Below are 22,959 nucleotides of genomic sequence, written 5' to 3'. Positions count from 1 at the left end.
GCCGTCAGGCCGCCCCCAAGGCAAAAAGCGCCACTTTGGGGGATGGGCCTGGACGTGGGTCAGTTCACCGCTTCGACCGAGACGGTGCGCTTGTTCAGCGCCCCTTTGATCGAGAACTGCACGGTGCCGTCCACCAGGGAGAACAGCGTGTGGTCCTTGCCGATGCCGACGTTCACGCCGGGGTGGAATTGCGTGCCGCGCTGACGGACGATAATGCCGCCGGCCAGGATCGCCTGGCCGCCGTAGACCTTCACGCCCAGTCGTTTCGATTCGGAGTCGCGGCCGTTGCGAGTCGAGCCGCCGCCCTTTTTGTGTGCCATGATTGTGCTCCTTGAGGATCAGGCCGCAACGGCGTCGATGCGGATTTCGGTGTAGTTCTGGCGATGGCCTTGGCGCTTCTGGTAGTGCTTGCGCCGACGCATCTTGAAGATCTTGACCTTGTCGTGACGACCTTGCGCAAGAACGGTGGCTTTGACCGCGGCGCCGGCGACGAAGGGCGTGCCGATCTTCAGCGATTCGCCTTCGCCGACCGACAACACCTGGTCCAGCGAGATTTCTTGCCCAATGTCAGCCGGTATCTGTTCGATTTTCAGTTTCTGGCCAGCGCAAACACGATACTGTTTGCCGCCGGTTTTTATGACCGCGTACATGGGGTTTTCCTGTGAGAATGCCCGGCACCTGGGGCTGATTGCCCCTGGATGGGGTCAGCCCGATTCAACATGCCGGGGATGCCAAAAACGGCCAAGCTTCGTTAAAAGCCAGACCAAGCCCGTCATTTTTGCAGAATTCCGCTTGCAAATCAAGGGGGTGTGGGTTCAGGACCGGTAATCCGCGTTGATGCTGACGTATTCGTGCGAAAAATCGCAGGTGTACACAGTGTCGGCCACGCTGCCGCGTCCCAGGGCCACGCGCACCAGGATCTCGGATTCGGCCATCACGCGCTGGCCGTCTTCCTCGCGGTAGAGCGGGTCGCGCCCGCCCTGGGTGGCGACCTGCACGTCGCCCAGCCACAGGGTCAGTTTCGACACGTCCAGGTCGTCGATGCCGGCGTAGCCGATGGCCGCCAGGATGCGGCCCAGGTTGGGGTCGGAGGCGTAGAAGGCGGTCTTGACCAGCGGCGAGTGCGCGATCGCGTAGGCGACCTTCAGGGCCTCGTCGGTGGTGGCGGCCTGTTCCACCCGGATGGTCATGAACTTCGTCGCGCCTTCGGCGTCGCGCACGATCTTCTGCGCCAGTTCGCGGGCGGCGTCGGTCAGGGCCTGGGCCAGCGGGGCGTAGCGCGGATCCTGTTCGGATTCGATGCGCGCGCCGCTGGCGCCGGTGGCGATGATGATGAAGGAATCGTTGGTGGAGGTGTCGCCGTCCACCGTGATGCGGTTGAAGGACTGGTCGGCGATCCGGCGGGCCAGCGCCTGCAGCAGCACGGGCGACAGGCCGGCGTCGGTGCCCAGGAAGCCCAGCATGGTGGCCATGTTGGGGCGGATCATGCCGGCGCCCTTGCTGATGCCCGTGATGGTGACGGTCGCGCCGCCCAGGTCCATCCGGCGGGAATGGATCTTGGGCTGGGTGTCGGTCGTCATGATGCTGTGCGCGGCCTCGAACCAGTGATCGGGATGCGCGTCGGCGATGGCGGCCGGCAATGCGGCGATCAGGCGGTCGACGGGCAGGGGTTCCAGGATGACGCCGGTGGAAAAGGGCAGGATCTGGTCGGCCTGGACCCGCAGTTCGCCCGCCAGGGCGTTGCAGGTGTTCCGGGCCGCCTGCATGCCGGGGGCGCCGGTGCCGGCGTTGGCGTTGCCCGTATTGATCACCAGGGCGCGGATGCCATGGCCGGCCGCCAGGTGCGCTTCGCAGACCTGGACGGGCGCGGCGCGGAAGCGGTTGCGCGTGAATACGCCCGCCACCGACGATCCCTCGTCCAGCAGCAGCACGGTCAGGTCGCGGCGGCCGGCCTTGCGGATGCCGGCCTCGGCGGTGCCGATGCGGATGCCGGGGACCGGGAAAATGGCGTCTCGCGCCGGGATGTGCAGATTGATGGCCATGGTGATCGTGCGTCTGGGTTGCCTGCGCAAGGCGCAGAGGACAAAAAAACAAACCCCCATTCTATGACGAATGGGGGTGCTTGGGATCGGCGCGGTCCGCCGGCCCGGAGAGGGGTTCAGGCGCGGTCGCGCCGGATGACGGCAAAGCGCGCCCAGCGCCGCGCGGCAGCGGTCCGGGTTCAGGCCGCCGGCAGCCGCGAATAGGTCGCCTGCTTCAGGTCGCCCAGCAGGTCGAACAGCGTGTTGCGAGCCGCCGGGGCGAGGCCGCCCAGCAGCGACTGGATCCAGGTTTCGTGGGCGCGCTGCATGCGGCGATGGTAGCGGCGGCCCTTCATCGTCAGGCGGATCAGGGAGCTGCGGCGGTCGCCGTCGTCTTTCATGCGTTCCACCAGGCCGTCCTTTTCGAGCTGGTCGGTGATGCCGGTGACGTTGCCGTTGGTCACCATCATCAGGCGCGACAGTTCGCTCATTTTCAGGCCCTTGGGGGCATGCGTCAGTTGGGACATCAGGTCGAAGCGCGGCAGGGTCGTCTGGAATTCGCTGCGCAGGCGGCTGCGGACTTCGTTTTCGATCAGGGTGCAGCAGCTGAGCATGCGCAGCCACAGGCGGATGTCGGCGGGCTCCCGGCCGGTGGTCCGGGTTTCCAGGTCCGGAATGCTCAGTGCGACGGCGGGGTGCTGCGTGGCGGCGTAGTGGGAGTAGTCGGTCATGGCGCGCCTCTTGGCCGCGCGGGCGGCCACGGTAATGTGAATGACGGACTTAGTTTAGGGGTCCAGGAATGGCGCGTCCTTGTCCTGGGTCAAGAAACTTGAAGTTCTTATCAATATCCGCATCGGGGACGCGGGCGGGCGTCCCCGATGGCGCGCTCACAGCGCGGCGAACACCTGGTCCGCGGCATCCAGCGTCGCCTGGATGACGTCGTCGTCGTGGGTGATGGATACGAAGCCGGCCTCGAACGCCGACGGCGCGAAATGCACGCCCGCATCCAGCATGCCATGGAAGAAGCGCTTGAAGGCCTCCTGGTCGCAGGCGGAAACTTCCGCCAGGCTGGTCGGCGCGGTGTCGCGGAAATAGATCCCGAACAGCCCGCCCTGCCAGTCGCCGCTGAAGGCCACGCCGTGCCGGCGGGCGCGTTCCACCAGGCCCTGGATCAGTTTTCCGGTCTGCGCGTGCAGCCGGTCGTAGAAACCGGGTTCGGACAGGCGGCGCAGCGTGACCAGGCCGGCCGCCACGGCGACCGGGTTGCCCGACAGCGTGCCCGCCTGGTACACGGCGCCTAGCGGCGCGATGTCGGCCATGACGTCGGCGCGGCCGCCGAAGGCGCCCACCGGCATGCCGCCGCCGATGATCTTCGCCAGCGTCGTCAGGTCGGGCGCGACGCCGCACAGTCCCTGCATGCCTTGCGGCCCGACGCGCAGCCCGGTCATCACCTCGTCGAAGATCAGCAGGGCGCCGTGCCGGGAGCACAGCGCGCGCAGGCCTTCCAGGAAGCCCGGCGCGGGGCGCACCAGGTTCATGTTGCCCGCGATGGGTTCGACGATGATGCAGGCGATCTCGTCCGGGTATTGCGCGAAGGCGGCCTCGACGGCGGCCAGGTCGTTGTAGTCCAGCACCAGCGTGTGCTGCACGAACTCGGGCGGGACGCCGGCCGACGACGGATTGCCGAAAGTCAGCATGCCCGATCCCGCCTTGACCAGCAGGCTGTCGGAATGGCCGTGGTAGCAGCCTTCGAACTTGATGATCTTGTGGCGGCCGGTGTGGCCCCGCGCCAGCCGGATGGCGGACATGGTGGCCTCGGTGCCCGAGCTGACCAGCCGCACCTGTTCGATGGACGGAATCCGATCGATGATCGCCTCGGCGATCCGGACCTCGGCCTCGGTCGGGGCGCCGAAGGACAGGCCGCCTTCCGCGGCCGCCTGCACGGCGCGGACGACTTCGGGGTCGGCGTGGCCCAGGATGGCCGGCCCCCAGGAGCCGACGTAGTCGATGTAGCGGGTGTCTTCGGCGTCCCACAGATAGGGGCCCCGGGCTCGCTGGATGAACGGCGGCGTGCCGCCCACCGACCGGAAGGCGCGCACGGGGGAATTGACGCCGCCGGGGATGGCGCGGCTGGCGCGTTCGAACAGTTCGGTATTGCGGGACATGGATCGGTTCCGGTGGAAAAGGGTCAGGAAAACAGCGCGCTGCAGCGGCGAGCGGCGTCGCGCACGTCAGCGGCTTCGAACAGGGCGCTGATCACGGCGATGCTGTCGGCTCCGGCCTGGATGACCGGAGCGGCATTGTCGGGACCGATGCCGCCGATGGCCACGACGGCGGGGCGGGGCGCGAAATCTTCCGTCAGCCGCCGCCCGCTGCGGACGTGGTCCAGCGTGGCGCGGACGGCATCGGGTTTGACGGACGAGGGATACATCGCGCCGAAGGCGATGTAGTCCACGCCTTCCCGCAGATGTCGGCGCGCCAGCTCGGGCTGGTCGTAGCAGGAACAGCCGATCAGCGTGTCCGGCCCCAGGGCCTGGCGGACGGGGGCGATGGCCTCGTCGTCCTTGCCCAGATGCACGCCGTCGGCGCCCAGGTCGGCGGCCAGCCGCCAGTCGTCGTTGATGATCAGGGGCAACTGCAGGCGCAGGCACAGCGCGCGCACGGCGGCGGCCTGGGCGCGGCGTTCGCCGTCCGTGCCGTGCTTGCGCCGCCATTGCAGCGCCCGCATGCCGCCGGCATGGGCCTGTTCGATGGCGGCCAGCAGGCGGTCGGTGTCGGCCCAGTCGGGCGTGACCCCGTACAGGCCTCGGGGAAAGCGTGGGTTCGTCATGATAGAGTGTGTTGCAGGAGATGCTGGCCCATGCCTGGGTGAAAGGGGTGCGCCATCAGGTTGGTCGCCGTGGCGACGGCCTGCTGGGCGGCTTCGGCGGGGTCCAGGCCCCGAGCCAGCAGGCAGGTCAGCACGGTCGCCAGCAGGCTGTCGCCGTCGCTGGCCCGCACCGGCGCCGTCGACCACGGCCAGCGGCGGCTGGCCTGATCCCGGGAATGCAGGGTCAGGCCGTTCAGGCCGGAACTCAGCGACGCATTGCTGCACAGCACGTGATCCGCCCCCAGTTCCAGCAGGGCCTGGACGGGGTCGTCGGCCCCCGCGGCGGACAGCAGGCCCTGGCCGGCCCATTGTTCGGGCAGCGTGGCGTCCACGATCACCAGCCGCGCCTGGGGCGCCAGCAGATCCAGCAGGGCGCTGAGCGTGTCTTCGGGGTCCAGGTCGTCCAGGTCGGGAACCGACGGCGGCGTGCCCAGCTGCAGCACCAGGGGCAGGGTGTTGTAGTCGGCGGCGATCTGCGCCAGCACGGCGATGGTTTCGGGGTCGTATTGCGGGCCGATCTTCAGGGAGCCGATCGCCATGTCTTCCAGCAGGCAGCGGGCCTGGTCGTCGATCAGTTCTGGCGACAGCCGCTGGATGGATTCGACGCCGGTCGTATCCTGCACGTGGATGGCCGTCGCCACCGATCCCGCGTGCATGCCCATCCGGGCGCAGATGACCGCGTCGATCGGCAGGTTACTGGCGCCGCTGGGGTCGAAAGAGCCGAAAATCAGAGGCAGGGACAGGGTGGAGACGAGAGGCGAGGCCATGGGTGCGGACAACTGGCCGGCAGCGTGGCCGGCGGATTAGGTACTATGGCATCCATTCTAATGGATGCGGCCCGCCGGTGACCGGACGGGCCTGTTGCAAGGTTGGGATTGTCATGCGGACCTGGATGTGTCTGATTTGCGGCTGGATCTACGATGAAGCGGCCGGTTTTCCGGAAGACGGCATTGCGCCCGGCACACGGTGGGAGGACGTTCCCCCCAACTGGGTGTGTCCCGAATGCGGCGCCCGCAAGGAAGACTTCGAACTGATCGAGATCTGATACTCTAGTCATATGGGCCGAAAGGCCGGACTCAGGGGACTGCCATGACGACGGAAACGCATGACTCCGACAGCCGTTCGCGTATCGACCTGTCCCGACAGTTTCTGCTGGCCATGCCGGGCATGGTGTCGGGGGAACTGGCCAATACGGTGATCTACGTCTGCGAACACACCGAACACGGGGCGCTGGGCCTGGTGGTCAACCGACCCACGGATCTCACCATTGGCGACCTGCTGCAGCGCATCGATCTGCCGCTCTCGCTGGAAATCGGTCCGGTGCGCGAATCGCCCGTGTTTTTCGGCGGTCCGGTGCAGACGGACCGGGGCTTCGTCCTGCACGTGCCCCGGGGGGAATACAACTCCAGCATCCCGCTGGGCGAAGACGTCGCCCTGACCACGTCGCGCGACGTGCTGCAGGACGTCGCGGCCGGCCATGGCCCCGCCCACCTGCTGGTGACACTGGGATACGCCGGGTGGGGCGCGGGGCAACTCGAGGACGAACTGGCCCGCAATGCCTGGCTCAATGTCCTGGCGTCCCATGAAATCCTGTTCGACGTGCCCGCCGAACAGCGGTATGACGCCGCGCTGGCGCAGCTGGGCATTCGCTCGTCCATGCTGACCGGCGACGCGGGCCATGCCTGAGGAAGTCCTGCTGGCCTTCGATTTCGGGCTGAAGAAGATCGGGGTCGCCGTCGGCAACACGCTGACGGCGCAGGCCCGGCCCCTGTGCATCCTGACGCCCGCCACGCGCGACCAGCGCTTCGCCCGGATCCGCGCGCTGCTGGACGAGTGGCAGCCGGATCGGGTGGTGGTGGGGCTTCCCTTGACGCAGGAGGGCGGCGAGCAGCCCGCCTCGCAGCATAGCCGCCGCTTCGCCCACCAGCTGGAAGGCCGCTTCCGCGTGCCGGTCGAACTGGTCGATGAACGCGGCTCCAGCCTGGAAGCCCAGCGCATCCTGGGTTCCAACGACCCCGACGATGCCATGGCGGCGGCAGTCATCCTGCAGCGCTACCTGGATCGGCAGTCGGGCCGCCCCGACCAGGCCGGCGACCTGTCCCGGGTTCCCGTGCGCCGTTAGCGCGGACGGCAGCAGGTATGATGAGCGGCGTTGCCCGGGCTGGCCGGGCGTGGGAGTGCCCGTGGCGCTATTGCTGTTCCTTGTGCGGTTGATGCTGGTGCTGGCCTGGATTCTGCTGGGCCTGCTGACGGAATTGCTGGTGTTTCCCTGCCTGTCACGGGCGCGGCGGCGGGCGGTGGTCGGCGGCTGGTCCCGGGCGCTGCTGGTCCTGTGCGGCGTGCGGGTGCGCGTCCTGGGGCGGCCGATGCGCCGGGGCGCCGTGCTGTGGGCGGTCAATCATGTGTCGTGGGTGGACATCTTCGTCCTGAACAGCGTACGCACCACCTCTTTCGTCGCCAAGAGCGATATCCGGCGCTGGCCGGTGATCGGCCTGCTGGTGGCCTGGGCGGGCACCCTGTTCATCGATCGGCGCCACCGCCAGGCGGTGCGCGAGGCCGGGCGCCAGATGGCGGCCTGTTTCCGGCACGGCGACGTGGTGGGCCTGTTTCCGGAAGGCACCACGACGGACGGCGCGGACATCCTGCCGTTTCACGCCGGGCTCTTCGAGGCGGCCGTGCAGTCCGCCGTCCCGGTGCAGCCCGTGGCCTTGAGGTTCCTGCGCAGGGGGCGTCGCGCGCCGGAGCTGGCCTTCGTCGGGGACCAGACGCTGGCGGCGAACCTGTGGTTCCTGCTGGGCGCTTGGGGCGTGGTGGTGGAATGCGAATTCCTGTCGGTGATCGGCCCGGCGCCGCACCTGGACCGCGGCCGGGTGTCGCGCCAGGCGCACGCGGCCGTGCGCCGGGCCGTGACCGGGGCGGACGCCTAGCGGCAATCCGCGCAGTCCTGCTGGATCAGACTGTGGTCGCTCAGGCGCAGGGCGGTCAGGGACCGCCCCCACACGCAGCCCGTGTCCAGGCAGATGCTGTCGGGCCGGATGTTCAGGCCCAGGGCGGACCAATGGCCGAAGACCACGGGTTCGCCGAGATCCCGGCGCCCGGGCAGTTCGAACCAGGGATGCAGGTCGGGGCCCGCGTCCGGGCCGCCCTTGTGATGGAAGTCCATGCTGCCGTCGGCGCGGCAGACCCGCATGCGCGTCAGGGCGTTGACGATCACCCGCATGCGCGCCGGCCCGCTCAGGGCGTCGTCCCATTGCAGCGGCTCCTCGCCGTACAGGTCGTGCACCGCCTGGGGCCAGTCGTCCTGCCGCAGGGCGGTCTCGATTTCCCGCGCCAGGGATTGGGCCTGGTCCAGCGTCCAGGCGGGGAGGATGCCGGCATGGACCATCACGTGGCCGTGGTCGCGCACCATCAGCGGGCGATGGCGCAGCCAGGTGATGAGCTCGTCCCGGTCGGGGGCGTCCAGGATGTCCTGCACCGTGTCGGATTTGCCCTGCTTGCGGACCCCGGCCACGAGCGCCAGCAGGTGCAGGTCGTGATTGCCCAGAATCGCCCGGGCCCGGTCGCCCAGGCCGCGGATCAGCCGCAGCGCCCCCAGGGAATCCGGTCCCCGGTTGACCAGGTCGCCCGCGAACCAGATTTCCGTGTCCGGCCCGGACAGTTCCGGCCGGGCCAGCAGCGCCCGCAGGGCGCCCGCGCAGCCCTGCACGTCGCCGACGACCCAGATGTCCTTGGCAGCGCTCATGCGGGTTTGCGTTCCAGGCGCCGCTGGCGCCACCAGAGCGCCAGGGGATGGCGGTGTTCCATGGCCAGCAGCGCGAGAAGCGCCAGACACAGGCCCAGCAGGCTGGGCACCAGCGCCGTGGCCCAGGGCGGCCAGTCGCCCAGCATGCCGGCGTTCAGCGCCAGCTGGTTGAGCATGAAAAAGCCCACGCCCAGGATGATGCCCAGGAAGACCTTGGGGCCGACCCCGCCGCGCCGGGTCTGCATGAAGCCGATCGGCGCGGCGATGGTCATCATGACCAGCAGCGTGAAGGGATAGGCGATCTTGCGCCACAGGGCGACTTCCTGGCGGTCGGTCTGCAGGTGGTTCTTGCGCAGATACTGGATGTAGTCCAGCAGGTCGGTGATGGCCATGCGTTCCGGCGTCAGGATGCGGGCGATCAGCCGTTCCGGGCTGAGAGACGTCGGGATGCTGCGTTGATCCAGTTTCAGGACTTCGGCGATGGGCGATGCGGGCGCGCGGGCGTCCGCCAGGGCGCCGGCCGATTGCGGCTGGATCCGGGTTTCGGTCAGGTCCTGCAGGCTCAGCCGGCCCTGTTCGAATTGCCCGGTCTTGGCCTGGACGTAGGCCTGCAAGGTATCGTCGGGGCGGAATTCGTACAGGATGACCCCCTGCACCCGGCCCTGCCCGTCCAGCCGGTGGATGTTGATGATGCGCGTGCCGCCGCTGGCGTCGCCTTCCTTGAACCAGTAGCCGCTGGACAGGCGCCCGCCGTCGGTGCGGCCCATCAGCGCCAGGCGCGATTCGCTGCCGCGCAGTTCGGCGGCAGGCGTGATGTATTCCGACAGGATGTAGGCCCCCAGAACCAGGGGGATGGTGATCAGCCAGAGCGTCCCCAGCAGTTTCAGGCCGCTGACTCCCGATGCGCGCAGGATGGTCAGTTCATTGCGCTGGGCCAGGCCGGCCAGGGCCAGCACCGCGCCGATCAGCAGGCCGATGGGCAGCAGTTCGTACAGATGGTTGGGCAGATCCAGCGCCTGCAGGTAGAACAGATTCAGCAGCGACAGGTGCTCGCCGACCTTGTCCAGGCCTTCGATCAGGGCAAAGAACATGAACAGACCCACGAGCGCCACCAGCACGACGGTCGTCGAGCGGTAGATTTCGCGGGCGAGATACTGTCGGGCCGTGCGCATGGGTCTGACTGCGGGGAAAACCTCAATAGTACTCTGATCCCCATGCGGGGCCGGATCAGGGCACGGCGACCTGCGACATGCGGGCGCGCACGGTGGCGGCATGGGATCGCAGGTACCCCGTGGCGCCGCGCCGGTCGTAGTAGGCCGGGTTGGGCAGCATGGCCGCCAGCTGCGCCGCCTGGGCGCCGGACAGCCGGGCCGCATCGGTCTTGAAGTAGTGGCGGGCGGCGGCCTGGGCGCCGAAGGTGGCCGCGCCCCACTGCGCGACGTTCAGGTAGAGTTCCAGGATGCGGCGCTTGCTCATCACCGCTTCGATCATGTAGGTCAGGATCAGTTCCTGGCCCTTGCGCAGATAGTTGCGCGAATTCGACAGGAACAGGTTCTTCGCCAGCTGCTGGGTGATGGTGGAGCCGCCGCGCCGGCGGCTGTGGCCCAGGGATTCCTGGCGCTGGTTGTAGCTCCAGGCTTTGCGGATGGCGCTCCATTCCACGCCGTCGTGTTCCACGAAGCCCGAATCTTCGGATGCGATCACGGCGCGTTTCAGCTGGACGCTGATGCGGTCATAAGGCACCCAGTCATAAGACAGGCGGGCGTCGGGGTCGCGGGCCCGCAGCGCGTACAGGGTGTCCTGCATGATCGGCGTGTTGGACGGATTGCGGAAATTGAACCAGACCACCATCCCCAGCAGGCCGACCTGATACAGGAAACCGGCGCACAGGGCTGCCAGCACGACGGCGGTGATCAGGCGGCGCAGGTTCATGGGGATGCCGTATCCACGCCTGCGCGCGTGAAATGCCAGGTGCGGGTGATGGCCAGGATGTCCGTGCGCGCGGCCAGTTCCGCAGGCAGGGGCGGGAAGGGCGCCGCCAGTTCGACGATGCGCCGGGCCGCGCTGTTCAGGATGGCGTGATCGGACGGCTGGTCGAAGACCAGGTGATCCAGCTGCCCGTCGCGGCGGATGTAGACGGTCAGCCGCAGGTCGCCGTAGATGCGCCCGCGCGCCTCGGGCGGATAGTGCTGCGTGCCGATCAGTTCGATGCGCTGGCGCCACTCTTCGACGTACCTGGCATAATCGGCCGCCTGCGTGGACGGGGCGACGAAAGTCTGCCGGGGCAGGGCGTTGTAGCGTTCGATCCTGTCTTTCAGCGCGGCGATGCGGGCGCTGAGCACCAGGCTGTCCTGCTGGCGTTCGTCTTCGCCGGGTTCGGCGCTCTGGCCCAGCAGCTCGGGCGCCGGCCGGGTCTGCGGCGCCTTGTCCGCGGATTCCAGCTGCGTCAGCAGGCGGCGCTGTTCGGCCTCCAGTTCGGCCTGGCGGCGGCGCATGGCGGCCAGCACGATGTCGTCGGCATCGCCCTCGCTGGTGCGCGGCAGCGGCGACGCGGCCATGCCCCGGTCCCGTTCGCCGCCGCCATCCAGGTTCTGCTGGGCCAGGGCCTGGGGCCGCAGCGGCGCCTGGTCGCTGCGGCTGTTGACCAGGGTGATTTCCAGCGGGGATTCCTGGGTGACGGCGGGCGGGGCGACCGCCTGCCAGAGCAGCAGCAGCGCGTGGGCGCAGACGGACAACAGCAGGGCCAGCGCCATGCGGCTGCGGCCTTCATGGCGGGGTTCCAGCAACTGCAGCGGCAGGGAGGAAGGCTGCGGCTGTGTCATGTCGTTCAGAGCGCTTCGCGCAGGCGGCACTCGATGTCCAGTCCCAGATCATCGTAGCCCAGAATGTCCAGCATGATCTCCTGGCCGCGTTCGAAAGCGGGCAGGCCGTTGATGCGGGTCACCAGGGGGGCGCACGCCAGCCGCACGAGGTTTTCCCGCAGCACGTGGGCGCGGACTTCCTGCAGACCCTGCTGCTGCAGCCAGCGGATGCACCAGTAGCGTTCCATGGAGGACTGGAATTCGCCCCACAGCGTGTATTGCGAGTCGAAGGCCCCGATCAGCGCGTAGAGGTCGGCGTCCTTGGGCTTGAAGGGGGCGACCAGGCGGGCCGACACCCCGTGTTCGGCGGCCGCCAGGATCTGGCCCTGGTTGATCAGATCCACGTAGCGGCGCAGCGGCGAGGTGGACCAGATGTATTGCGGCACGGCGATGGATTCGTGCGGCAGCGCCTGGGTGGACATGCGCGTGCGCCCCATCTGCTGCGAGCGGTAGATGCCCGGAACCCCGTGGCGGGCCAGCAAGGCGCCCCATTGGGTGTTGGTCAGGATCATGTATTCCGCCACCAGCCGCTCCAGCGGGGCATTGCGCTGGCGGGGGATCAGCCGGATGATCGAATCCGGGTCGTCGGCCGGGCCGTCCAGCTCGAAGCTGTATTCCACGCGGTCGTTGTTTTCCGGCTTGCCCCGCACCTGATCGCGGGCGGCGCTCAGGTGCTGCGCGAACTGCCACAGCGGCCGCAGCCAGTGGGCGTAGGGGACTTCGGCGTCCGGGTCGGCCAGCGCTTCGGCCGTGATGGCGCCGCCGAGGCGGTCGTGGCGCAGGTTGGCCGTGACCCGGATGCGTTCCAGCCGCGTGTCGGTGGCCAGGATCTCGCCGTCGTGTCGACGGGCCGTGATGTAGAGCGACAGGGCGGGGCGCCACTGGCCCTCGTCCAGGGAAAAGGCGGCGATCAGTTCGCGCGGCAGCATGGGGATCTTGTCGCCCGGCATGTAGACGGTGGACATGCGGCTGCGCGCCATGTCGTCGAACGCGCTGCCGCGCGGAATGGCCAGGGCGGGCGCCGCGATGTGAATGCCGACGCACAGGGTGTCGTCGTCGGGCAGCGTGACCGACAGGGCATCGTCGATTTCCGTGGTGCTGGAATCGTCCACCGAGTAGGCCTCGACGTCCGCCTGGGGCAGATCCTCGCCCCAGGGCTCGACCGCCACGGGCGGCCATTCGGTGCCCTTGGGAAAATGCGCGGCCAGAAAGCGCTCGCGCATCATGCTCAGCGGATCGGGCCAGACGCCCAGCGAGAGCAGCAGCTTCTCGGGGCTGGCGCCCAGTTGCTGGATGGCGGCGTCGAAGGCCTTCCATTCCAGCGAGTTCTTGTCGGGCTGGTCCAGGAACGTGCGGGCGACGCCGCGCAGGGCCTCGGGCAGCTGTCCGGCGACCAGGGCCTCGGTCCACTGCTGCTGTTGTTCGGCCTGCAGGCGTTTCTTTTCGATGGCCGCCAGGGCGGCCTGCAGGATGTCGGGCGGGGCGGGGCGGTAGAGGCCGCGGCCGCGCCGGTGGAAATAGGCCGGCGCGGCCGACAGGGCCAGGATCAGGGCCGTCTTTTCCACGGCGTCCGGAGCGTGGCCGAAATAATCTTCCGCCAGGGCGGCGGCTTCGAATTCCTCCTGCGGCGCGAACTCCCAGAGGAAGTCCGGCTCCAGGGTCGCCGCCAGCGCTTCGGCGCTGGGCAGCAGCGTGTCGGGGGCGGGCTGCTCGAACGTGAACAGGACGTTGTTGCGCTTGATCTTGCTGCGCTTGCCGGAGGCCGACTCCACTTGCAGCGAGGTGTCGGCTTCGGAAAAGATGGTTTCGGCCTTGAGCTTGCCGGCGTCTTCGTAGAGAACGTGCATAAACGGTAGGTAGGGTCAGTGGGGGGGCTGGTCCGAAGCGGCGCCCGGCGGGCGCCGGTCCAACGCGTCCAGCAGTTTCAGGTGGATGCCGCCGAAGCCGCCGTTGCTCATGATGAGCACCTGGTCGCCGGCCCGCGCGTCGCGGCACAGGACGTCGATCAGGGCGGGCAGGTCGTGACCCGTCCAGGCGAGGCGGTCGCCCAGCGGCGCCAGGACCTGCGCGGCGTCCCAGCCCAGCGCCTGCTTGCCGGCGGTTTCCCCGTAGCAGTACACCCGGTCGGCCTGCGCCAGGGACTCGGGCAGGCGGGCGGCCATGGTGCCCAGCTTCATGGTGTTCGACCGGGGCTCCAGGACCGCCAGGATGCGCGGGCCGGCGCCGATGCGCCGCCGCAGGCCGTCGATGGTGGTGGCGATGGCGCTGGGATGGTGGGCGAAGTCGTCGTAGACCGCCACCCCCTGCGCCGTGCCGCGCAGTTCCAGCCGCCGGCGGACCCCCTGGAAGGCATGCAGGGCGTCGAGCGCCGCCGGCACTGGGATGCCCGCGTGATGCGCGGCGGCCACGGCGGCCAGCGCATTGGACCGGTTGTGCAGTCCCGCCATCGACCAGTCCAGCCAGCCTTGATCCTGCCCGTCGCGCAGGATCCGGCAGCGGCGATCGTCGTCCGGATCCGCGTGGGCCTGCCACAGCCCGTCCGGGCCGAAGGTGTCGACGGGCGTCCAGCAGCCCCTGGCCAGCACCCGGTCCAGGGCGTCGCCGGCGGCGGGGCGGATGATGCGCCCGCTGGCGGGGATGGTGCGCACCAGGTGGTGGAACTGGGTCTCGATGGCGGCCAGATCCGGGAAGATGTCGGCGTGGTCGAATTCCAGATTGTTCAGGATCGCCGTGCGCGGGCGGTAGTGCACGAACTTGGATCGCTTGTCGAAGAAGGCCGTGTCGTATTCGTCGGCCTCGATGACGAAGTGGCGGGATCGGGCCTGATAGCGCGCCGACACCTGAAGATCCGGCGCGACCCCGCCGATCAGGAAGTTGGCGGGCTGTCCCGCGTGTTCGAAGATCCAGGCCAGCAGGGCGCTGGTGGTGGTCTTGCCATGCGTGCCCGCCACCGCCAGCACGTGCTGGCCCGGCAGGATGTGTTCCGCCAGCCACTGCGGGCCTGATATGTAGGGCAGCCCGCGATCCAGGATGGCCTCCATCAGCGGGTTGCCCCGGCTGACGACGTTGCCGATGATGTACAGGTCGGCGCCCAGCCCGGTCTGGCTGGCGTCGAAGCCTTCGACCAGGTCGATGCCCTGTTCGCGCAGTTGCGTGCTCATGGGGGGGTAGACGCCGGCGTCGCAGCCCGTGACCCGGTGTCCGGCCGAGCGGGCGATCAGGGCCAGGCCGCCCATGAAGGTGCCGCAGATTCCCAGTATGTGTACGTGCATCGTATCCTCCGGGCTGTATTGTAGGGCCCAATGCTATGATGACCTGGCAACAGGTTTCACGGTGGGTGAATGGATGGACAGGCGCTTGTTCTTGCGCACGGCTTCGGGGGCTTTGCTGGGCTTGGCCGCCGGTGGCGGGATGGCTCGCGCGGCCATGCTGCCGGCCGACCCGGTGTTCGGCCGCTCGTTCGACGACTTGCAGGGCGCCGCCCAGCCGCTGTCCGCCTATGTCGGCCGCCCGGTGGTGATGAATTTCTGGGCCAGCTGGTGCGCGCCCTGCGTGCGCGAAATGCCGCTGCTCGAATCCCTGCACCAGCAGCATTCCGATCTGACGGTGCTGGGGCTGGCCATCGATACCCGCGCGAACGTCCTGCGGTTCCTGGACAAGGTCTCCGTCTCCTATCCCCTGCTGCTCACGGGCACCCAGGGCATTCCCCTGATGCGCGACCTGGGCAACAAGGGCGGCGGCCTGCCCTTCACGGTCCTGTTCGATCGCAATGGGCGCGAAAGCTCCACGGTCGTGGGTGAACTCAAACCGGACGACCTGCAGTCCCGGGTCGCCAGGATACTTTAAGTTTCAATTTAAATGGCGGACAGCCTTTCCGCCCCCGATTTAATGGACAAATCGACGGTTTTAGCGTAAAAAGGCGCTTTAAGGGCTGATGCGCTCAGGTTGTGGCTGCCTCTTTTTCAGCAGACCCCCGGGCGTCATGTCAGATGTGGCCGTCGTGGATTTTCCCTGTTCGAACAGGGCGGACCGACGGCGTATTTGTTTCTGCCGCCCGCATTTCATCATGAATGGCCTGCCGATGCGGGCCTGCTCACAGGAATCATTTCTCATGGATCTCAGAAAGCTGAAGACACTGATCGACCTGGTGGCCGATTCGGGGATTGCCGAACTCGAAATCACCGAGGGCGAGGGCAAGGTCCGCATCGTCAAGTTCTCGCAGACTCCTGTGGTGGCGCCGGCGCCCGTGGCCGCCCAGGTGGTGGCCGCGCCGGCGGCCGCGCCCGCCGCTGCGCCGGCTCCGGCCGCCGCGCCCCAGGGTCATCAGGTGAAGGCTCCCATGGTCGGCACCTTCTACCGCGCGCCCAATCCGAACTCCCCGGCGTTCGTGGAAGTCGGCCAGACCGTCAAGGAAGGCGACCCGCTGTGCATCATCGAGGCGATGAAGCTCCTCAACGAGATCGAGGCCGACAAGTCCGGCGTGATCAAGGAAATCCTGGTCGACAACGGCGAACCCGTCGAATACGGCCAACCTCTGTTCATCATTGCCTAAGCCATGTTTGAAAAGATACTGATTGCCAATCGCGGAGAAATCGCCCTGCGGGTTCAACGCGCCTGCCGCGAGATGGGCATCAAGACCGTGGTGGTTCACTCCGAAGCCGACCGCGAGGCCAAGTACGTCCGCCTGGCCGACGAATCCGTCTGCATCGGGCCCGCCTCGCCGCGCGACAGCTACCTGAACATGCCGGCCCTGATTTCGGCGGCCGAGGTCACCGACGCCGAGGCCATCCATCCCGGATACGGCTTTCTGTCGGAAAACGCCGATTTCGCCGAACGCGTCGAGAAGAGCGGCTTCGTCTTCATCGGCCCGCGTCCTGAAAGCATCCGCACCATGGGCGACAAGGTCAGCGCCAAGCAGGCCATGATCGCCGCCGGCGTGCCGGTGGTGCCGGGTTCGGACGGCGCCCTGCCCGACGATCCCGCCGAAATCCAGCGGATCGCCGAAAGGGTCGGCTATCCCGTGATCATCAAGGCCGCCGGTGGCGGCGGCGGGCGCGGCATGCGCGTCGTCTACGAGGCCGGGGCGCTGATCAATTCCGTGGCCATGACGCGCACGGAAGCCGGGGTCGCCTTCAACAATCCCGAGGTCTACCTGGAAAAATTCCTGGAGAACCCGCGCCACATCGAAATCCAGATATTGGCCGACGGCGAGGGCAAGGCGGTCTGGCTGGGCGAGCGCGATTGCTCCATGCAGCGCCGCCACCAGAAGGTCATCGAGGAAGCCCCGGCGCCGGGCATCGACCGCGCCCTGATCGAGCGCATCGGCGAACGCTGCGCGGAAGCCTGCCGCCAGATGCGGTATCGCGGCGCCGGCACGTTCGAATTCCTGTACGAAAACGGGGAATTCTTCTTCATCGAGATGAACACCCGCATCCAGGTCGAGCACACCGTGACCGAAATGATCACGGGGCTGGATCTCGTCCAGTGGCAGATCCGCATCGCGGCCGGTGAAAAATTCACGCTGCGCCAGCGCGACATCCATCTGCGCGGGCATGCCATCGAATGCCGGATCAACGCGGAAGACCCGCACAAGTTCACGCCCAGCCCGGGCAAGGTCACCAACTGGCACGTGCCGGGCGGCCCCGGGGTGCGCATGGATTCGCACGTCTTCACCGGCTACACGGTCCCGCCGTACTACGATTCCATGGTGGCCAAGCTCATCGCCTACGGCGACGATCGCCACCAGGCGCTGATGCGCATGGACATCGCCCTGTCGGAAATGATCGTCGAAGGGGTGCGCACCAACATCCCGCTGCATCGCGAACTGCTGCAGGACGAGAACTTCATCAAGGGCGGCACCAGCATCCATTACCTCGAACACAAACTGGCCCAGCGGTCATAGGGTCGAGGCATGCGTGAATTGGTGCTCAGCTGCAGGCGCGACCAGGCGGAAGTCTGGTCGGACGCGCTGCTGGAAGCCGGCGCCCTGTCGGTGTCCGTCGAAGACGCCGACGGCGATACCGATCAGGAACAGGCGCTCTTCGGCGAACCGGGCACGGAACCCGAAACCCTGGCCTGGCAGCGCAACCGCCTGGTGGCCCTGCTGGCCGACGGCGACGACCCCGCCCAGCTGCTGGCGGCCCTGGACGGCCTGGCCGGCCCGGCGCCGGCCGCGGGCGACTGGCTGCTGCGCGACGTGCCGGATGCGGACTGGGTGCGTCTGACCCAGTCCCAGTTCGGGCCGATCGCCGTGGGCGACCGCATCTGGATCGTGCCCAGCTGGCACCGAGAGGACGCCGATCTGCCGGCCGGCGGCTCGGGGGACGGCATCATCCGCATCGAACTCGATCCGGGCCTGGCCTTCGGCACGGGCAGCCATCCCACCACCCACCTGTGCCTGGAATGGCTGGCCGCGCATCTCCAGGGCGGCGAGACCGTGTTGGACTATGGCTGCGGTTCGGGTATCCTGGCCATTGCCGCCCGGCTTCTGGGCGCGGGCGCCGTGCGCGGGGTGGACATCGACGAACAGGCGGTCCTGTCGACCACGCAGAACGCGGCGGTCAACCGGGTGCAGGTCCAGGCCTGTCTGCCGGACGATCTGCCCGCCGGCGCCAGCCAGATCGTGGTGGCCAACATCCTGTCCAATCCCCTGAAGGTCCTGGCGCCGATGCTGTCGTCCCGGGTGTCGTCCGGGGGCTGGCTGGTCCTGTCGGGCGTGCTGGAACGCCAGGCTGACGAGGTTGCCCAGGCCTATGCGCCCTGGATGACTCTGCAGGTGTGGGCGGCGCGTGACGGCTGGGTCTGTCTGGCCGGGCACAAAGACTGATCAACGGGAGGCCGGGGCATGGACCTGACCACACGTTGCCCGCAATGCGGCACTGTGTTTGAAGCCAGTCTGTCAGATTTGCAACTGCGCAAGGGTTATATCCGCTGCGTGCAGTGTTCGCATATCTTCGACGGCTATGCCGAAGTCGTTTCCGGCGCCTCGGGCGCCGGCATGCCGTCCGTCGAGCCGGCCGCTTTCCCGCCCCGCGATCCCGTCGTGCCGGCGCCGGCGCCCGAACCCTACGAGCCCGATGACGCGGGCGACGAATTTTCCCCTCAGGTGTTTCGCTCCGGGCGCGGCCAGTTCGCCCCGGACGCAGGTCCCGGCGACAGGGCCGACGATTTCTGGATGGAGCCTCCGGCGGAGACGGCGGATCCGGCCGAGTCCTTCGTCGTCGAGGCCCGGCCCGGGCATCGCAGCCAGGGCGGCACGGCCGCGCCGCTGTTGCGGCCCGCGGATGCGCAGCCGTGGTGGTCCGGAATCGCCCGGCTGCTGGCCCGCCTGCTGCTGATCGCGCTGGTGGCGCTGATGGGCGCGCAGCTGGCCTATGTGTACCGTTCCCAGCTGGCGCAGGCCGTTCCGGCCCTGCGGCCCTGGCTGGAGCAGGCTTGCGTGTCCCTGCGCTGCCAGGTGCCTTACGCCCGAGATCTGGCGCGGCTGGCCATCACCGGCTCGGCCCTGAAGGTCCAGGATACGGTGCCGCAGGCATCGGCGGCGCCGCCCTCCGCCGCGGCGGAGGCCGCGCCTGTGCAGCGGTTCGTGTTGCAGGCGACGCTGCGCAACCGGGCCGAGCATGCGCAGGAATGGCCGACGCTGGTGCTGGATCTGAAGGACGCGGCCGGCACGTTGCTGGTGCGGCGCAATCTGTCGCCGGCCGAGTATCTGGGGGCCGATGCCGCCCGGCATCCTTTCGCCGCGGGCGCCGAGGTCCTGGTCCAGGTGCCCCTGACGCTCAGCGGCCTGCGGATCAACGGCTACCAGTTGGACCTGTTCTATCCCTAAGGAATATGCATTCATGAATCCCACCCAGGATGTGCTCATCTGCGGCTCGATGGCTTTCGACACCATCGCGGTGTTCGAGGGCCGCTTTCGCGACCACATTCTGCCCGACAGCCTCAAGTCCCTGAGCGTGTCCTTCTTCGTGCCGACGCTGCGCAAGGAATTCGGCGGATGCGCGGGCAACATCGCATACAACCTGAAGCTCCTGGGCGGACATCCGGTGCCCGTGGGCACGGTGGGCCAGGATGCCGAAGACTATCTTCAGCGCCTGCGCGACCTGCAGATCGACGCCAGCCTGGTGCGGGTGCTGCCGGATACCTACACCGCGCAGTGCTACATCACCACCGATCAGGAAAATAGCCAGATCGCTTCTTTCCATCCCGGCGCCATGCTGCGGTCGGCCGAGAACGACCTGACGGGGCGCGCCGCCCGCTGGGCCATCGTGTCTCCGGATTCCAAGGACGGCATGTTCGTCCACGCCGGGCGCCTGCATGCGGCCGGCATCCCCTTCATCTTCGACCTGGGCCAGGCCATGCCGCTGTTCGACGGCGATGACCTGCGCCGCATGCTGACGATGGCCAGCGTGCTGACGGCCAACGACTACGAGGCCAGCGTGATCGAGGATCGCATGGGGCAGTCCATTGCCGAGATCGCGTCGGGGCTGCGGGCGGCCGTCGTCACGCGGGGAGCCGAAGGCGCGACGCTGTACGCCCAGGGCTCGCGGACCGACATCGCGCCCGTGCCGGTCGCCCGGGTCGTGGACCCGACCGGCTGCGGCGATGCCCATCGCGCCGGCCTGCTGTACGGCCTGGTCAATGACTGGTCGCTGCGGGACGCCTGCTGTTTGGCGAACGTGATGGGCGGCTTTAAAATTGCCAGCCAGGGTCCGCAGAATCACTGCCCGTCTCGTGATCAAATTGCGGCGATGCTGCATCGCCATTATGGGGTCGATGCGGGCTTCGCCTGATCCTTTTGTCTGCTATTACGGGAGTCCTCTCATGGCGATCCGCAGTTCTTCTCTTTCATCCCGCGCCTTGCGCCTGACGGCCGTGGCGGGGATTTCCCTGTCCGCCCTGGTCCTGGCCGGTTGCGCCAATCAGTCGGCTTCCAGCTCCGTCTACACCTATGGCCAGGCCCAGCAGGAACAGATCGTGCGTTACGGCACGGTCGTGTCCGTGCGTCCGGTCGTCATCCAGTCCGACAAGTCTTCGGGGGTCGGGGCATTGGCCGGCGGCGCGCTGGGCGGCGTGGCGGGCAGCACCATCGGCGGCGGCCGGGGCCAGATCCTGACGTCCATCGGCGGCGCGCTGTTGGGCGGCCTGGCGGGCAATGCCGTCGAAAATCAGGTCGGCAAGACCCAGGGCCTGGAAATCACCGTGCGCCTGGACAACGGCGAAACCCGCGTCATCGCGCAGGCCAACGACGTCGCGCTCAGCTCCGGCCAGCGGGTGCAGGTCATCAGCGGCGGCGGCCCGACCCGCGTCGTGCCTATGTGATCGTCGGCGTCATACGCCGAACATGGAAAACGCCAGGTGGTTCAGAATCATCATCACGATCTGGGCCACCACCAGCAAGACCAGCGGTGACAGGTCCAGCCCCCCCATGCGGGGCAGGATGCGGCGGATCGGGTCCAGCAGCGGAGCCGTCAGGGTGTAGAGCACGGGCATGACCGGCGACAGCGGGTTGATCCAGGACAGCACGGCCTGGATCAGCGTCACCCACACGATCACATTGAACAGCCATTTCAGGCCCACCAGCAGCCCGGTCAGCAGGACCGAGCCGATCGCGGATGCCGGAGGCAGCAGGCCGCCCATGGCGATCAGCCAGGTCAGCAGCAGATAGATCATGGCCGTGACCCAGCAGGCCAGAATGCTGGGCCAGTCGAAACGTCCGCTGACGGGCACGACGCGCCGGATCGGCTGCACCAGCCAGTCGGTGACGCGCAGGATCGCCTGGGAATAGGGATTGAACGGGTGCAGGCGGATCGCGAAAATCCAGGCCCGCAGAATCAGGGCGATGCCGAAGAGCGAAAAGACGATATCGATCAGGAAAAGCAGGATGTCGCGGACCATGCGGTGCTCACAGATGGCGTGAAGTAGGCCATTGTCGCATTAGCGCAAAAGGTGCGGCAAGTTGCCTTGCCGCACCTTTCTTTTTTACTGCCGGGCCGGGTTGCTTACGGGCGGTTGTTCAGGGGGAACGGCCAGTTGCCCCCCGGGTTGGCGTCGGTGCGGGCAGCCGGAGCCGCGGCGGCGGGCTTGCTGGCGGCCTTTTTCACGGCGGCGGTTTTGCTGGCAGCCGGTTTCTTCGCTGCCGCCGCCTTGGCGGCCGGGGCCTTGGCAGCGGCTTTTGCCGGTGCTTTCTTGGCGGGGGCTTTGGCAGCCGCCGGTTTCTTCACGGCTGCGGCCTTTTTGGCGGCAGGAGCCTTGGCGGCAGCGGCCTTTTTCGCAGCCGGGGCCTTGGCGGCCGCGGGCTTCTTGGCCGCAGTGGCTTTGGCCGTGGCCGGCTTTGCAGCGGCTTTCTTGGCCGCAGTGGCTTTGGCCGTGGCCGGTTTCGCCGCAGCTTTCTTGGCGGCCGGCTTGGCCGCGGTCTTCGCCGCAGCCGGCTTGGCCGCCTTGCTGGCCGTCGCCTTGGCCGCCGGTTTGGCGGCGGCCTTCTTCACGGCGGCGGTGGTCTTGGCGGCGGGCGCCTTGGCTGCCGCGGGTTTCTTGGCGGCCGGTGCGGCCTTGGGAGCGGCTTTTTTCGCTGCGGGCTTCACAGCGGCGGTTTTTGCGCTTTTGGCGGCGGGCGCTGCCTTCTTGGGGGCCGCCTTCGTGCTGGCTGCGGGCTTGGCGGCGGCCGGTTTCACGGCGGCTTTGGGAGCTGCCTTCTTGCTGGCAGCGGGTTTCTTTGCGGGGGCGGATTTTGCGGGTGTGGCTGCGGCTTTCTTGGCGGTTGCCATTGTCGGGCTCCTTAAGGCAAAAGGAAACGTCCACCCATTTGATATGACCCCCACGTCAGGTGCGGCCCATCTCAAATGGCGCAGGCGTGCAATATCATGAATATCACACGCATTCAAGTCTAACGTAAGGACTGTGGGCTTCCAAGCACTATTGGCGCCTCGGCGGCCTTTATTCCGCCACGGGATTGCGCTTTGTCTCGAAAAAGTCGCGTTTCTGTCCTGATCGGCAAGGTTCAAAGATAAAACATGGCCTTGGCGAGGAAGACGATCAGGACGACGTGGCAGAACACGCTCAGGTGAATGATCTGGAAATGGCGCGATTTCAGCCGGCCCGTGCCGCTCATGGCCATGGCGAAAATGAAATGCCCCAGCACGCTGAAGGCCAGGACGATCTTGATCCACAGCAGGGTGGCGAAATGGCTGGCGAAGGGCTGCGCCAGCGCGTCCCGGAATTGCCAGGCCATGCTCAGGCCGGCGCCGAACAGGACGATCATGACGAAGGGCATGATGCGCCGCGCGCGGCGCCCGATGGCCAGTTCCACGTTGCGCATGGCCTCCCGTCCCAGGGGCTTGCGGATTCCTTCCAGGATCAGGACTTCGAAGAACACCGTGCCCACGAACATGATGGCGGCAAACAGATGCAAAGTCACAAGTACGGAATGGCTCATGTCAGTAGAATGATTGTTTTCCCGCAGACCGC

General features: G+C 67.7%; 27 protein-coding genes. 11 read left to right on the top strand and 16 right to left on the bottom strand.

Annotated elements, in window-relative coordinates; translation table 11 throughout:
- Positions 1–59: 59 nt before the first annotated feature.
- The 7 genes from rpmA to Q0263_RS06315 form a co-directional block, all read right to left on the bottom strand.
- Positions 60–320: a 50S ribosomal protein L27 gene (rpmA, locus tag Q0263_RS06345; RefSeq protein ID WP_298014471.1), complete on the bottom strand. Its 261-nt coding sequence runs from the start codon at positions 318–320 to the stop codon at positions 60–62.
- Positions 321–338: 18 nt separating this feature from the next.
- Positions 339–650, bottom strand: a complete 312-nt coding sequence (gene rplU / locus Q0263_RS06340) for a 50S ribosomal protein L21 (protein WP_298014469.1) — start codon at positions 648–650, stop codon at positions 339–341.
- A gap of 165 nt (positions 651–815) precedes the next feature.
- Positions 816–2,042 (bottom strand): bifunctional glutamate N-acetyltransferase/amino-acid acetyltransferase ArgJ, encoded by a 1,227-nt coding sequence (gene argJ / locus Q0263_RS06335; protein WP_298014466.1) that lies wholly within the window; start codon positions 2,040–2,042, stop codon positions 816–818.
- 179 nt (positions 2,043–2,221) lie between these two features.
- A complete protein-coding gene (locus tag Q0263_RS06330) occupies positions 2,222–2,752 on the bottom strand; it encodes a MarR family transcriptional regulator (RefSeq protein WP_298014464.1) in 531 nt (176 codons plus the stop codon).
- 156 nt (positions 2,753–2,908) lie between these two features.
- The gene (hemL, locus tag Q0263_RS06325; RefSeq protein ID WP_298014462.1) at positions 2,909–4,186 is read right to left on the bottom strand and encodes a glutamate-1-semialdehyde 2,1-aminomutase; all 1,278 of its coding nucleotides are present in this window, start codon (positions 4,184–4,186) and stop codon (positions 2,909–2,911) included.
- Positions 4,187–4,209: 23 nt separating this feature from the next.
- Entirely contained in the window at positions 4,210–4,851 is a 642-nt protein-coding gene (gene thiE / locus Q0263_RS06320; RefSeq protein ID WP_298014459.1) for a thiamine phosphate synthase, read from the bottom strand.
- Positions 4,848–5,657, bottom strand: a complete 810-nt coding sequence (locus Q0263_RS06315; RefSeq protein ID WP_298014458.1) for a bifunctional hydroxymethylpyrimidine kinase/phosphomethylpyrimidine kinase — start codon at positions 5,655–5,657, stop codon at positions 4,848–4,850. The genes thiE and Q0263_RS06315 overlap by 4 nt, the downstream gene beginning before the upstream one ends.
- A 113-nt stretch (positions 5,658–5,770) precedes the next feature.
- Here Q0263_RS06315 and Q0263_RS06310 point away from each other — a divergent pair, with 113 nt between their 5' ends.
- The 4 genes from Q0263_RS06310 to Q0263_RS06295 all read left to right on the top strand — a co-directional run bounded on the left by Q0263_RS06310 (position 5,771) and on the right by Q0263_RS06295 (position 7,817).
- Positions 5,771–5,935, top strand: a complete 165-nt coding sequence (locus Q0263_RS06310) for a rubredoxin (RefSeq protein WP_043685094.1) — start codon at positions 5,771–5,773, stop codon at positions 5,933–5,935.
- 44 nt (positions 5,936–5,979) lie between these two features.
- Positions 5,980–6,576, top strand: a complete 597-nt coding sequence (locus tag Q0263_RS06305) for a YqgE/AlgH family protein (RefSeq protein ID WP_298014453.1) — start codon at positions 5,980–5,982, stop codon at positions 6,574–6,576.
- On the top strand, positions 6,569–7,012 hold the full coding sequence (gene ruvX, locus Q0263_RS06300; RefSeq protein ID WP_298014451.1) for a Holliday junction resolvase RuvX: 444 nt from the start codon (positions 6,569–6,571) through the stop codon (positions 7,010–7,012). Before Q0263_RS06305 ends, ruvX begins: the two co-directional genes overlap by 8 nt.
- 61 nt (positions 7,013–7,073) lie before the next feature.
- The gene (locus Q0263_RS06295; protein ID WP_298014448.1) at positions 7,074–7,817 is read left to right on the top strand and encodes a lysophospholipid acyltransferase family protein; all 744 of its coding nucleotides are present in this window, start codon (positions 7,074–7,076) and stop codon (positions 7,815–7,817) included.
- Here the strand turns inward: Q0263_RS06295 and Q0263_RS06290 are convergent.
- From Q0263_RS06290 to mpl, 6 genes are read right to left on the bottom strand one after another with little or no spacing between them, the layout of a single operon-like run.
- The gene (locus Q0263_RS06290; RefSeq protein ID WP_298014446.1) at positions 7,814–8,632 is read right to left on the bottom strand and encodes a symmetrical bis(5'-nucleosyl)-tetraphosphatase; all 819 of its coding nucleotides are present in this window, start codon (positions 8,630–8,632) and stop codon (positions 7,814–7,816) included. The two genes, Q0263_RS06295 and Q0263_RS06290, sit on opposite strands and share 4 nt — an antisense overlap.
- Positions 8,629–9,804: an LPS export ABC transporter permease LptG gene (gene lptG, locus Q0263_RS06285; protein ID WP_298014443.1), complete on the bottom strand. Its 1,176-nt coding sequence runs from the start codon at positions 9,802–9,804 to the stop codon at positions 8,629–8,631. The genes Q0263_RS06290 and lptG overlap by 4 nt, the downstream gene beginning before the upstream one ends.
- Positions 9,805–9,859: 55 nt before the next feature.
- Positions 9,860–10,564, bottom strand: a complete 705-nt coding sequence (gene mtgA, locus Q0263_RS06280) for a monofunctional biosynthetic peptidoglycan transglycosylase (protein ID WP_298014440.1) — start codon at positions 10,562–10,564, stop codon at positions 9,860–9,862.
- A complete protein-coding gene (locus Q0263_RS06275; protein ID WP_298014437.1) occupies positions 10,561–11,454 on the bottom strand; it encodes an energy transducer TonB in 894 nt (297 codons plus the stop codon). The genes mtgA and Q0263_RS06275 overlap by 4 nt, the downstream gene beginning before the upstream one ends.
- Positions 11,455–11,459: 5 nt before the next feature.
- Positions 11,460–13,340 carry an RNB domain-containing ribonuclease gene (locus tag Q0263_RS06270; RefSeq protein WP_298014435.1) on the bottom strand — a complete coding sequence of 627 codons (1,881 nt, stop codon included), beginning with the start codon at positions 13,338–13,340 and terminating at the stop codon, positions 11,460–11,462.
- Positions 13,341–13,355: 15 nt separating this feature from the next.
- Positions 13,356–14,765, bottom strand: coding sequence for a UDP-N-acetylmuramate:L-alanyl-gamma-D-glutamyl-meso-diaminopimelate ligase (mpl, locus tag Q0263_RS06265; RefSeq protein WP_298014433.1), 1,410 nt, complete (start codon positions 14,763–14,765; stop codon positions 13,356–13,358).
- An 85-nt stretch (positions 14,766–14,850) separates the two neighbouring features.
- On the opposite strand from mpl, the gene Q0263_RS06260 reads away from it, so the two are divergent.
- The 7 genes from Q0263_RS06260 to Q0263_RS06230 all read left to right on the top strand — a co-directional run bounded on the left by Q0263_RS06260 (position 14,851) and on the right by Q0263_RS06230 (position 20,814).
- Positions 14,851–15,339: a TlpA disulfide reductase family protein gene (locus tag Q0263_RS06260; protein ID WP_298014431.1), complete on the top strand. Its 489-nt coding sequence runs from the start codon at positions 14,851–14,853 to the stop codon at positions 15,337–15,339.
- 265 nt (positions 15,340–15,604) lie between these two features.
- Positions 15,605–16,045 carry an acetyl-CoA carboxylase biotin carboxyl carrier protein gene (gene accB, locus Q0263_RS06255; protein WP_298014429.1) on the top strand — a complete coding sequence of 147 codons (441 nt, stop codon included), beginning with the start codon at positions 15,605–15,607 and terminating at the stop codon, positions 16,043–16,045.
- A gap of 3 nt (positions 16,046–16,048) precedes the next feature.
- A complete protein-coding gene (accC, locus tag Q0263_RS06250) occupies positions 16,049–17,395 on the top strand; it encodes an acetyl-CoA carboxylase biotin carboxylase subunit (RefSeq protein ID WP_298014427.1) in 1,347 nt (448 codons plus the stop codon).
- Positions 17,396–17,404: 9 nt separating this feature from the next.
- On the top strand, positions 17,405–18,319 hold the full coding sequence (prmA, locus tag Q0263_RS06245; protein WP_298014425.1) for a 50S ribosomal protein L11 methyltransferase: 915 nt from the start codon (positions 17,405–17,407) through the stop codon (positions 18,317–18,319).
- An 18-nt stretch (positions 18,320–18,337) separates the two neighbouring features.
- Positions 18,338–19,321: a zinc-ribbon and DUF3426 domain-containing protein gene (locus Q0263_RS06240; RefSeq protein WP_298014423.1), complete on the top strand. Its 984-nt coding sequence runs from the start codon at positions 18,338–18,340 to the stop codon at positions 19,319–19,321.
- 13 nt (positions 19,322–19,334) lie between these two features.
- Entirely contained in the window at positions 19,335–20,285 is a 951-nt protein-coding gene (locus Q0263_RS06235; RefSeq protein ID WP_298014421.1) for a carbohydrate kinase family protein, read from the top strand.
- A 31-nt stretch (positions 20,286–20,316) separates the two neighbouring features.
- Positions 20,317–20,814, top strand: a complete 498-nt coding sequence (locus Q0263_RS06230; protein ID WP_298014419.1) for a glycine zipper 2TM domain-containing protein — start codon at positions 20,317–20,319, stop codon at positions 20,812–20,814.
- Between the two features lie 9 nt (positions 20,815–20,823).
- Here the strand turns inward: Q0263_RS06230 and Q0263_RS06225 are convergent, their stop codons facing one another.
- The 3 genes from Q0263_RS06225 to Q0263_RS06215 all read right to left on the bottom strand — a co-directional run bounded on the left by Q0263_RS06225 (position 20,824) and on the right by Q0263_RS06215 (position 22,927).
- Positions 20,824–21,390 carry a YggT family protein gene (locus Q0263_RS06225; RefSeq protein ID WP_298014418.1) on the bottom strand — a complete coding sequence of 189 codons (567 nt, stop codon included), beginning with the start codon at positions 21,388–21,390 and terminating at the stop codon, positions 20,824–20,826.
- Positions 21,391–21,494: 104 nt separating this feature from the next.
- Positions 21,495–22,259: a histone gene (locus Q0263_RS06220; protein WP_298014945.1), complete on the bottom strand. Its 765-nt coding sequence runs from the start codon at positions 22,257–22,259 to the stop codon at positions 21,495–21,497.
- Between the two features lie 233 nt (positions 22,260–22,492).
- Complete coding sequence (locus Q0263_RS06215) at positions 22,493–22,927, bottom strand: hypothetical protein (RefSeq protein ID WP_298014416.1); 435 nt, start codon at positions 22,925–22,927, stop codon at positions 22,493–22,495.
- Positions 22,928–22,959 lie beyond the last annotated feature (32 nt).

Origin of the sequence: uncultured Castellaniella sp. (genome assembly GCF_937988725.1) — a bacterium.
Lineage (GTDB): Bacteria > Pseudomonadota > Gammaproteobacteria > Burkholderiales > Burkholderiaceae_B > Castellaniella.
The sequence above is the reverse complement of the archived record's forward strand: the minus strand, read 5'-3'. Positions and strand labels throughout refer to the sequence as shown.